General features: G+C 69.9%; 11 protein-coding genes and 1 pseudogene. 4 read left to right on the forward strand and 8 right to left on the reverse strand.

Annotated elements, in window-relative coordinates; translation table 11 throughout:
* Nucleotides 1–36 precede the first annotated feature (36 nt).
* Both ACXC9Q_RS00405 and ACXC9Q_RS00410 read right to left on the reverse strand, forming a co-directional pair.
* The gene (locus ACXC9Q_RS00405; protein ID WP_457054443.1) at nucleotides 37–651 is read right to left on the reverse strand and encodes a hypothetical protein; all 615 of its coding nucleotides are present in this window, start codon (nucleotides 649–651) and stop codon (nucleotides 37–39) included.
* A 44-nt stretch (nucleotides 652–695) separates the two neighbouring features.
* Nucleotides 696–1,712 carry a serine/threonine-protein kinase gene (locus ACXC9Q_RS00410; protein WP_457054444.1) on the reverse strand — a complete coding sequence of 339 codons (1,017 nt, stop codon included), beginning with the start codon at nucleotides 1,710–1,712 and terminating at the stop codon, nucleotides 696–698.
* Between the two features lie 56 nt (nucleotides 1,713–1,768).
* Between ACXC9Q_RS00410 and ACXC9Q_RS00415 the strand changes: the two genes are divergently transcribed.
* Nucleotides 1,769–2,308, forward strand: a complete 540-nt coding sequence (locus tag ACXC9Q_RS00415; RefSeq protein ID WP_457054445.1) for an RNA polymerase sigma factor — start codon at nucleotides 1,769–1,771, stop codon at nucleotides 2,306–2,308.
* A 4-nt stretch (nucleotides 2,309–2,312) separates the two neighbouring features.
* Here ACXC9Q_RS00415 and pepN read toward each other — a convergent pair whose 3' ends face one another.
* The 3 genes from pepN to ACXC9Q_RS00430 are packed head-to-tail and all read right to left on the reverse strand — an operon-like array spanning nucleotide 2,313 to nucleotide 6,262.
* On the reverse strand, nucleotides 2,313–4,754 hold the full coding sequence (pepN, locus tag ACXC9Q_RS00420; protein WP_457054446.1) for an aminopeptidase N: 2,442 nt from the start codon (nucleotides 4,752–4,754) through the stop codon (nucleotides 2,313–2,315).
* A gap of 27 nt (nucleotides 4,755–4,781) precedes the next feature.
* On the reverse strand, nucleotides 4,782–5,150 hold the full coding sequence (locus ACXC9Q_RS00425; protein WP_457054447.1) for a hypothetical protein: 369 nt from the start codon (nucleotides 5,148–5,150) through the stop codon (nucleotides 4,782–4,784).
* 20 nt (nucleotides 5,151–5,170) lie between these two features.
* Nucleotides 5,171–6,262, reverse strand: coding sequence for an FAD-dependent oxidoreductase (locus ACXC9Q_RS00430; protein ID WP_457054448.1), 1,092 nt, complete (start codon nucleotides 6,260–6,262; stop codon nucleotides 5,171–5,173).
* Between the two features lie 70 nt (nucleotides 6,263–6,332).
* Here ACXC9Q_RS00430 and ACXC9Q_RS00435 point away from each other — a divergent pair, with 70 nt between their 5' ends.
* On the forward strand, nucleotides 6,333–7,034 hold the full coding sequence (locus ACXC9Q_RS00435) for a TetR/AcrR family transcriptional regulator (protein ID WP_457054449.1): 702 nt from the start codon (nucleotides 6,333–6,335) through the stop codon (nucleotides 7,032–7,034).
* On the opposite strand, the gene ACXC9Q_RS00440 is transcribed toward ACXC9Q_RS00435, so the two are convergent.
* Nucleotides 7,031–7,906, reverse strand: a complete 876-nt coding sequence (locus tag ACXC9Q_RS00440; RefSeq protein WP_457054450.1) for a LysR family transcriptional regulator — start codon at nucleotides 7,904–7,906, stop codon at nucleotides 7,031–7,033. The two genes, ACXC9Q_RS00435 and ACXC9Q_RS00440, sit on opposite strands and share 4 nt — an antisense overlap.
* Before the next feature lie 82 nt (nucleotides 7,907–7,988).
* On the opposite strand from ACXC9Q_RS00440, the gene ACXC9Q_RS00445 reads away from it, so the two are divergent.
* Entirely contained in the window at nucleotides 7,989–8,156 is a 168-nt protein-coding gene (locus ACXC9Q_RS00445; RefSeq protein ID WP_457054451.1) for a hypothetical protein, read from the forward strand.
* Between the two features lie 407 nt (nucleotides 8,157–8,563).
* Here ACXC9Q_RS00445 and ACXC9Q_RS00450 read toward each other — a convergent pair whose 3' ends face one another.
* On the reverse strand, nucleotides 8,564–9,055 hold the full coding sequence (locus ACXC9Q_RS00450) for a YkvA family protein (RefSeq protein WP_457054452.1): 492 nt from the start codon (nucleotides 9,053–9,055) through the stop codon (nucleotides 8,564–8,566).
* 203 nt (nucleotides 9,056–9,258) lie between these two features.
* A pseudogene (locus tag ACXC9Q_RS00455) lies at nucleotides 9,259–9,969 on the reverse strand (AAA family ATPase); the annotation flags it as partial.
* A 90-nt stretch (nucleotides 9,970–10,059) separates the two neighbouring features.
* Between ACXC9Q_RS00455 and ACXC9Q_RS00460 the strand changes: the two are divergent.
* A complete protein-coding gene (locus ACXC9Q_RS00460; RefSeq protein WP_457054453.1) occupies nucleotides 10,060–10,359 on the forward strand; it encodes a response regulator in 300 nt (99 codons plus the stop codon).
* The last annotated feature ends 54 nt before the right edge of the window (nucleotides 10,360–10,413 follow it).

Here is a 10,413-nt window from a genome sequence, read left to right on the forward strand (position 1 = left end):
ACGGGGCCGAGGCCACGAGAGCCGCGGACTGAGAAGTCAACGGACGGTGGTGCGGGTGAGGGCCGGGTTGGGGTCGGGGTAGCAGGAGACTGGTGCGGTGGTGGTGAGGAACTTCCACTTGATCTTGGCCTGCAGCGTCAGACCGGGGTCGTCGTAGCTGGTGCCCTTGAGCCTGGTCTCGACGACGCTGCCCCGACGGCCCGACTTCAGCCGCACCGACAGGGTCGGCAACTCGTAACTGGCACCGCCGGCGATCGGACCGGCGACCCTGATGACGGCGACGTTTCCCTCCAGTCGCACGGTCGGTGTCGAGTTGAGCCCGGAGCCGCCGGTGAGGTTGGCACTGACGTACGACGAGTTCGCCGGGATCGGGACGCGGAGCGCGAGGTCGCGGACCTCCCGCAGCTTGAAGCCTTTGACTTCGCTGGGCAGCGATCCCGGCTTGAGGTCGACGGCGATCGTGAAGCGGGTGTTCGGATGAACGGTGGCCGGCGCCTTCGCATCCACACCTTGGCGCAACGACAGTGTGTGGCGCCCGAACTTGGTGTCCGCCCGGCAGGCGTAGCTGGCCACCGGCTGGGCGGCCTGGGCATCGGTGGCAACGAGGAGCGGAAGGACAGCAAGAACCACAAGACTGCGATAAGTAGCCACATGACTACTCTATGCAGCCAGCCATCGCCACGGCTCCTCTCGTCTCAGCGTCCGAACAGGAACCAGCCTCCGACGCTCGCCGCCACGAACACCACCGGCAGCGAGAGCAGGAACCAGGCCCGGTTGCGGCGCCGGCGGCGTACCGGCGGGTCGGTGGTGACGGTCGTCGGGGGGTCGTCGTCGGTGATGCTGGTCCGCTCCTCGGCGCGCAGCGGTGCCTCCTGCTCCAGCCGGTAGGCCTCCGCCTCGAACCGTTCGGCCAGCGTGTCGGCACGCTCCCAGCGGTCGGGGACCCGGTACGCCAGTGCTCGGGTGAGGATGTCGTCGAGCTGACCGACCGCGTCGTGCAGCATCGGCCGCAAGCTCGGCGGCGGCAGGTCCGGATCGCGGTTGAGCACTTCCCCGATCGAACCCGCGGAGTACGGCGGATGCCCGGTCAGCAGCGCGTACGTCACGGCGCCGACCGCGTAGATGTCCGCCCGCTCGTCGAATCCACCGTCACCGCGACCCTGCTCAGGAGCCATGTACGACGGCGTGCCGACGGCCTGGGTCAGTCCGGAGGCCTCCGCGGCGCGCTTGGCCAGGCCGAGATCGGCGAGCACTATGCGGTGCGTACCGCCGCCGGACTCGTCACCCTGGCTGGGCCGGAGCAGCAGGTTCGCGGGGGTGACATCACGGTGGACGACGCCCTCGCTGTGCAACGCGGCGACCGCCCGCGCCAGGTCCGCTCCCCACCACAACGCGTCCACGGCATCGAGTGGCCCATGCCGCAGGACGTCGCCCAGCGTGCCACCGCCGACGTAGTCCATCACGAAGTACGGACGCCCGTCCGGGAGCTTGCCCAGGTCGAACACCCGGACCACCCGGTCGCTGGCGATCCGGCGCATCAGCCGCGCCTCGGACAGGAAACGTTCCCGCACGTCGGCACGCGACGCCCAGTTGTCGGCGAGGATCTTGACGGCGACGTCCACGTCGAGGTCGTCGTCGTACCCACGCCAGACGGTCGCGAACGCGCCCGCGCCGATCTTGTCCTGCAGCCGGTACCTCCCGATGGCATCCATCCCGGCTATTGTCGTGCACAGTCGAGCTCAACGGCGAAACACCACCCTGAGGGAGCATGAACGAGGACCTGGAGGCGCTGGCGGCCCGCGCCGCGGCAGGGGACAAAGCCCTGCTTCCGCAGATCCTGCAGGCGATCCGGCCGCAGGTGCAGCGCCGGGTGGCCAAGTTCCTGCCGTACCGCGAGGACGCCGAGGAGGCGGTCCAGGACACCCTGCTCCAGGTGGCCAACAAGATCCACACCTTCAGAGGCACCGGCAGCTTCGCCGGCTGGGTCACGATCGTGGCCACCAACCAGGCCCGGCAGACCTACCGCTCGCTGAAGCGGCGCGCGGTCGAGCAGTCCGCCGAGGTCCTCCCGGAGTCCGTCGACCCCCGGACGACGTCGGTGATCGCGGGCTCCCGGCTGGACCTGCTGGAGGCGCTGGAGTCGCTCGAGTCCAGCCATCCCCAGCTGGTCCAGCCGCTGGTCCTGCGCGACCTGGGCGCGCTGTCGTACGCCGAGATCGCCGACGAGCTCGATGTCCCGCTCGGCACGGTCAAGGCCCGCATCCACCAGGCCCGCAAGGCCGTCGCCGAACACCTCACCGTCCGCTGACCGTCTAGCCGAAGGTACGGCGTACCTCCACCGCGCGCCGGAGATCGTCGAGGAAGTTCGCCGTCTGCCGGCGGATGCCCGGGACCACGCTCTCGTCCGCGATCAGCGCCTCGGCCGGCCCGATCAGCTCGGCGTCGATCGCGAACCGCGGCGCGATCCGGTGCACGGTCAGCGAGACCACCACGCCGGCCCGGATCTCCCCAGTCCGCGCGATGTCGGTGAAGAACCGCCGGACGTACGGCGCGGTGATCGCGGCCTGACCCGGATGCCAGAAGCCCTCGGCCGCGGCCAGCAGTTCCTTCACCCCGACCGACGCGTCGGTCATGATCCGCGTCCAGGCCGCTTCCTTGCCGTCGGGCAGAGCCGCCCGGCAGCGTGCGGCCTGGTTGACACCTTCGGTCGACTTGTCGCGCGCCAGCTCGGCATCGATGTCGTTCGCCCCGAGCGCGTTCAGCCGCACGAGTCGCAGGACGAGCGACCAGCGCAGATCCGCGTCGATCTCCAGACCGGCCGGGATGCCGGCACCGTCGAGCCACGACCTCAGCAACTCCGCGTCATCCGTGGTCGCGATGAATCCGCGGGCCGTGACCAGCTGCAGACTGCTGCCCGGTGCGGTGCTCGCCAGCTTGTTGCGCAGGGCATCGGCGACCGGACCGCGGTACTCGTCGTAGTCCAGGTAGCCGCCGAGGACCCGCTCCTCCAGCCAGCGCACGAGCGAGCCGACGGCGATGTCGCTGTCCTCGTGCTGGATGGTGGCGAGGAACAGGTCGAGCGCAAGCCGCGGATCGAGCTCGGCGTCCGCGGTCGTGTCGCGGATCGAGTTCCAGATCACGGCCCGCGTGGTGCCGTCGGCGATCTTCGGGAGCACCGCCGGGAGATTGGCCAGGCTGGTGGCGTCGAGCCGGATCTTCGCCCAGCTGTCGTCGTTGGCATCCGGCACGATCACGGCGCTGTCGTTGCTGAGGGCAACTTCGACGGTGTCCTGGTCGAGCACGACGTCGACCAGGGTCGCCGCACCGGTTTCGTCGTACCCTCCGACGCTCAGCTTGTGCAGGCGGCGCGAGGCGTCCGGGCTCGTGCGGTGCAGGACGACGCCACTCGCCGTACGTTCGACCGTGATGGTGTCGAGGCCGGACGTGCGCAACCACTGCTGGGACCAGTTGTCCAGGTCGTCGGCGCCGGCCTCGGTGAGCTTCTCGATGAACTCGTGCAGGTCGGCATTGCCGTACTCGTGCGCCTCCAGGTGCGCATTGACGCCCTTCAGGAACACGTCGTCGCCGAGGTACTCGGCCAGCTGCTTGAGGACGGCGGCACCCTTCGCGTACGAGATCCCGTCGAAGTCGTCGAGCGACTGGCGGGCGTCCTTCAGACTGTCCGGCGCGACCGGATGCGTCGAGCTGCTCTGGTCCGTCTGCAGGCCCCACCACTTGCGGACGAAGGCGAAGTCGGTCCAGTTACCGCCGTAGCTGGTCGCGTCCTCGGACACCCGGTGCGCCATGTACTCGGCGAACGACTCGTTCAGCCACGTGTCGTTCCACCACTTCATGGTGACCAGGTCGCCGAACCACATGTGCGCCATCTCGTGCACGATGATCCGCGCCCGCGTACTGCGTTCCGCCTCGGTCGCCTGGCTGCGGAAGACCAGGTGGTCGGCGAGCGTCACGCAGCCCGGGTTCTCCATCGCACCGAGGTTGAAGTCCGGCACGAATGCCTGCCAGTACTCGCCGAACGGGTACCGCTGCCGGAACATCCGGTGGTATTCGTCGAACGCCTCCCGGGTGCTCCGGAACAGGTCCTCGGCATCCCGGTCGAGGTACTCCTTCAGCGACTGCCGGCAGGCCAGCCCGAGCGGGATCGCGTCATGCTCACTCCGGATCAGGTGATACGGGCCCGCGACGATCGTGACGAAGTAGGTCGACAGCGGCTTGGTCTCCGCCAGCGTCCACTCCCCCGGCGCGACCAGCGTGGCGGCGCCGTTGCCCAGCACCACCCAGTCCTCGGGGCACTTCACAGTGATCATGCACGGCGCCTTGAGGTCAGGCTGGTCGAAACACGGGAAGTAGCGCGGCGCCGACTCGAGTGACGACATGCCGTAGGTGTAGACCCGCCCGTCGGCCGCGTCGATCGACCGCTGCAGCCCTTCGCCATCCGCGGAGTACTTCAGTTCGGCGGTCACCACGAGCTCGTTCTCCGCCTGCAGACCGCTCAGCGGAAACCGGCCGCCGTCCAGCAGACCGACGTCGAGCGAGGCGCCGTTCAGCTCGACCGCGTGCAGCCGTTCGGGTTTCACATCCACCCAACTGCCGTCACTCGCCGCCCCGAAGCGGATCCGGCTGGTCGTCACGAACGTGTCACCCGATCCGGTCAGGTCGAACTCCACCTGGTACGACCGCACGGTCAGATCCATCGCCCGTTGCCGGGCCTCGTCAACAGTCAAAGCGCGCATGCGGAGAACGCTATCTGTCCGACCAGATCACTTGGTGCGAACCGCGGCTGCCGCCAGTGTCGCCACCGCCCGGATCTGCTCGTCGTCAGTGCTTTCCAGCACCCTCGTGATCAGCTCCGCATCCTCCGGCTCCGCCACACTCGTCAACACATTCAGCGCACTCAGATGATCGAACCCGGCCCGGATCTCCTCGTCCGCTTCGACCGGTGGCCGGGACAGGATCTCCCGCGCAACCACCCGCACCTCACCACCGAGCGGCTCCAGCGGATTCCCACCGCTCAACCGCGTGTACGACGCCGCCACCTGGTACATGTTCAGTGCCCGGCACACAGTCGCCACGTTGTCGCTGTGCAACAACGCCGCAAACGCCTGCAGCAGAATATCCGGCCCACTCATCCCTGCACCGTATGCGACTGCTACCCCTGGAAGAACTTCAGCATCTGCTGCGCCGCGTCCGGTCCGCTCATCAGCCGCGCCACGGCAGCCGACCGCTTGGCGACCGCGGCGCAGCGGGTCTGCATGACCGGCTCGTACACGGCCACCGCCTTGTCCAGGTCGTCAGGGTTCGCGGCGACGGCGCGCCCGAGCTCGGCCGCGTCGAGCATTGCCTGGTTCGCCCCCTCTCCCACCGGTGGCATCAGGTGCGCGGCGTCGCCGAGCAGAGTGATCCCGGGCCGCGGCGGCCAGGTCATGTCGATCGGCAGCACGTGGGTCTGGCGGACCAAGAACGGCGGCTCACAGGCCTCGATGAGGCGGTGGAAGCGCGGATGCCAGCCGTCGAGCAGCGCGGCGATCGTCGCGGGGTCAGCGTCGAGCACCGGCTCCGGGCGATGCACCACCAGGCCGATCCGGATGGTGCCGTCGCCGTTGCGCTGGGCAGCCACGGTCTGGCTCGGACCAATGGCCCAGTAGTTGCCCCTTCCCACCATCGCCGCGAGCTCCGGCTGGGTCCGATCGGCATCGTGGATGGAACCCTCGATCGCCGTCGTACCGGCGTACGCGGGACGAACGTCGGTGAGCAGGGCGCGGACACCGGAGTTCGCCCCGTCGGCGCCGACGAGGAGATCGCACTCGGCGGACGTGCCGTCGGCGAACCGGACGACGTACCCACCGCCGGGTCGCGGGTCGGCGCCGGCGAAGCTTCGGCCCCAGCAGATCGCGCCGGCCGGAAGCGAGTCGAGCAGCAGGTCGCGCAAGTCGCTGCGATCGATCTCGGGCCGCGCCATCGGCGCATCGTCCGGAGTGTCCTCCTGCAGCAGCAACGTGCCGGTGTGATCCAGCAGGCGAAAGTCCTGGCCCTCCCGGCGGGCGACGGCGAGGAACTGCTCTTCCAGGCCGGCCTCGCGGAGCGCGAGCTGGCCGGTGTCCGTGTGCAGGTCGAGCATCCCGCCTTGCGTCCGTGCGGCCCGGGAGGCGTCGCGTTCGTACACCACCGCGTCGATGCCGTGGACGTACAGGGTCCGCGCGAGGGTGAGGCCGCCGGGACCGGCTCCGATGATCGCGATCATGCCTACTCCTTTCGATACACCGCATCTGAGTGATACACTGTATCGCACGATGCGATGTATCGTCTCCGGTGTGACGAATGAACCGGTGTGGGAGCGGCCCGAGCCGGCCGAGCGGCGCGCGCTGAGCCCGCTGAGCCGGGAGCGGATCGTGCGCGCCGCCCTGACCCTGGCCGACGCCGAGGGCTTGGAGGCGGTGTCGCTACGCAAGGTGGCCGCCGCCCTGGACGCCGGCCCGATGCGCCTCTACCGCTACGCCGGCACGAAGGAGGAGCTGCTCGAGCTCATGGCCGACGCGGTGTACGCCGAGATCCCGGCACCGACCGGTTCGACCTGGCGGGACATCTTCCGCTCCATCGCCCACAGCAGACGGCAGGCCGCCCTCCGGCACGAGTGGTTCGCGGACCTGCTCGGCGGCCGCCCGCAGCTCGGCCCCGCCGCCCTGGCCAGCCTGGAAGCGTCCCTCGCCGCCCTCCGCGCGACCCGGGCGTTTCCTGATGCGACCGCGGTCATGAATGCCCTCGAAGCCCTGTCCTGCTTCCTGGTCGGCGCCGTCCGGAAGGAGATCACCGCCCTGCGCGACGAACGCGCCACCGGCCTCGACGAACACGGCTGGCGGGTCTCGACCGGCCCCTACCTCACCCGAATGCTTGCCACCGGCAATTACCCGGCGCTGGCCGAGACGATCCGCGACGCCGGCCACCTCGACGCCGCCGCGGCCTTCGACCTCGGGCTCGACTACCTCCTCGACGGCATCGAGGCCAACCTTCCTTAGGTCGTCGCGGCCGCGTGCAGATGGGTTGCGAGGAGGTGGGCGGGCTGCGGAGTGTTCGCGGCGTAGCAGAGTAGGTGCTGGCGGGTGGACCAAGAGTCCTGGAGTGGACAGATGTCGAGTGCGGCGATCGCCGCGACGGCTCGGCGCGGGACGATGGCCAGGCCGGCGCCGGCCGTGGCCAGCGTGATCAGGGTGTGCAGATTCGGTACGACGGTGCGATAGCGGGGTGCCGGGGCGTGCGGGCCGAGGCGTTCGTCCATCCACTGAGTGAGTGGTGAGTTGCGGTCGAGACCGACCAGGGGATGTTCGGCGACTTCGGCGTACGCGATGGAAGTGCGGCCGGAGAGGGTGCCGCCGGCCTGGCCGATCACGACCAGAGAGTCGTCGGCGAGCGGTTCGGTGCGGAGGTCGGTGGGTTCGTCGTCGAGGATGACGCCGAGGTCGGCCTCTCCGGCGGCGAGGATGCGGACGCTGCGGACAGTGCGGCGCTCGCTGACGTTCACGTCGTACTCCGGATGGTCGCGGAGGAACGCGGCGAGCGCGACCGGGACGAGTTGATGCATGGCCGAGCCACCTGCGACCAGGCGGATCGGCGCGGACCGGGAGACGGCGTACGACGCGACGGCGCTGTCCAGGCGGGTGGTCTCGGCGAGCACCTCGCGGGCGTGCCGGGCCAGAGTGGCGCCCGCGGGAGTGAGCCGGACGCCACGGCGCTCGCGGACCAGCAGGGGTACGCCGGCCTGCGCTTCGAGCGCTCTGACCCGCGCACTGGCCGAAGGCAGACTGAGATGCATCACCCGCGCGCCGCCGGTGATCGAGCCCTCTGCCGCGACATGAGCGAAGAGCCGGAGGTAGTCCAGGTCGTACCGCATGGGATCAGCCTACGTCTCCGCCTTAGGCTGGCTACGGGGATCGCGCATTGTGAAGTGTCGGCCGAGCCGTGATGCTCGAAGGGTGCTGCTGATTCTCCTGGCCGGTGTCGCGGCCGGCGCGCTGAACGCCGTCGGCGGCGGCGGGAGCTTCGTGGCTCTGTCCGCCCTGGTCGCGGCCGGGATGCCGCCGGTCACCGCGAACGCGACCACCACGGTCGCGCTGCTGCCCGGGAACGCGACCAGCGCGTGAGTCTACCGGCGCGAGGTGGAGGGATTCGCCCGGCCGTCCCCACTCCGGCTGACGCTCGCGAGCGTGCTCGGCGCGGCGCCGGCTTGCTCTTGTTGTTGCCGTCGGCATCTTTCGAGGCGGCAGTGCCGTGGTTGCCGGCCGTCGCGATGACCGCGCTCTTCTTCGTCCGGGCGTTCCGATGAACCGGGCCCAGCTCGCGATGGCCTACCAGGCGTGCGAGGTGGCTGACCTGGCTCGGGGCGCCGTCATGCTTGGCGATCCCGCCGAGGCGATCGCCCAGGCGGAGCTTGTCCTCGCGGCCGCACAGCAGTTGTTGAGGGCTGCGACTCGGCTCGCCCAGTCCGGGCGTCCCACCGACGCCTTGCAGCTCTTCGCCTACGAGCACCCCGAGGAGGCGGCCGCCGACATCACCGACTGGCTCCGCCGCTCCCCGGCTCACGACCCGGCAGGCGGTCCCGCTCATGGCGGAGGTAGAGACCCGTCGCCGTCGACACACTCGTGAGCAGCCACACGGCCACACCTGCGTCGTCCGCCACCCCGAGGACGGGCAGCAGGTCCGGCAGGATGTCAATCGGCGAGACCAGGTACACCAGCGCCAGCACCCACAGGAACATCCGGCGCTGCGGCAACTCCCCATAGGTCCCCCGCCGCGCGGCACGGAGCAGCCGCGGCAACGCCTTGGCCCGGTCGACCACGTTCCCGACCGGCACCGGCTCGCCGCGCGCGATCTTCCGCCGCCGCACCTGCCGCCGCCGGACCACCCCCAGCGCGCCGACCACCAGGCCCAGCACCAGCAGGCCCACTCCGACCACGACAGCCGGCAGCCCGACGACATCGCCGTCCTCGAACACGAGAGTCAGGACCCCGATCAAGGCCAGCAGTCCACCGAAGTACGCCATCCACCAACTGTAGGGGTCGTCGGCCCTACAAGCCCGTCACGACGGAGCCAGAGGCTCAGGGGAGGCGGGAGAACCACAGGAGGGAGGCGAGGGCGGCCAAGAGGGCTGCGGCCAGGGCTGCTCCGGCGACCAGGTTGGTGATCTCGCGGGCTTCGGTGGTCCAGCCGATGGATGCCGCCCCGCCAGCAGATCGGGTCCGGTCATCACGCGGCCGACCCTTGCGCGTCGTCGGAGGGGACCACGTGTGGCTGCTCGATGGTGTGCAGGATCCGGGTGACGACTGCCCGCGGGTCGATCCCGTCGGCGAGGGCGTCGAACGTGAGGACCAGCCGGTGCGCCATCACATCGAGGGCTACGTCGTACACATCGGCCGGCAGCACGTAGTCCCGTCCGCGCAGCAACGCCAGCGCCCGCCCGGCCGCGACCAGGCCGAGGGTGGCCCGTGGGCTCGCACCGAACTCCAGTACGCCGGTCAGATCGTCGATGCCGTACTGCCGCGGCTCCCGGGTCGCGTGCACCAGGCGTACGACGTACTCCGCCACCGCGTTGTGGACGAAGACGTCATCCGTTGCCTCCTGCAACTGAACGACCTGCTCCGGGGACAGCACCGCTCCGGCGTGCGGCCGGTGCGCGCTCATCCGGTGCAGGATGGTCAGCTCCTCGAGCGGACTCGGGTAGTCGACCGTGATCTTCAACAGGAACCGGTCCCGCTGCGCTTCGGGCAGAGCGCAGACACCGTCGGACTCGATCGGGTTCTGCGTCGCGAGAACCAGGAACGGCTCAGGCAGCTGGTAGCTGGTGCCGCCGATGCTGACCGGCTGTTCGGCCATTGCCTCCAGCAGAGCGGACTGCACCTTGGCCGGCGCACGGTTGATCTCGTCCGCAAGGACCAGGTTGGCGAAGACCGGGCTCATCAAGAAGGGGCGAAAGCGACCGGAAAGGAGAGCGAAAGTCCGCCGAAAGAGCAGGCCTGACCTCGACGATCGCCCCGCTACCTTGGTTGCGTGCGACTACTGGTGGTGGAGGACGAGGAAGGCCTGGTCAGTGCGCTGCGCTCCGGACTCGGCCGGGCCGGATACGCCGTCGACGCGGCGACGACCGGGGCCGAGGCGATGGAGAAGCTCGCGACCACGGCGTACGACCTGGCGATCCTGGACATCACGCTGCCGGACACCAGCGGCCTGCACTCCGAACCAGGCGTCGGCAGCACCTTCGTCCTCTGGCTCCCCGAACGCTCCCTCACCAACACCACCCACCGGGCCCCCACCCCACCCCCCGAAGACCCCCTCGGCCCGCGCGCCTGAGGTAACGCCACCCCCCCCACCCGCGGGCCGCCCCGCCCGGCCGACGTCGTGGGG

The sequence above is a fragment of the Kribbella sp. CWNU-51 genome (genome assembly GCF_054073265.1).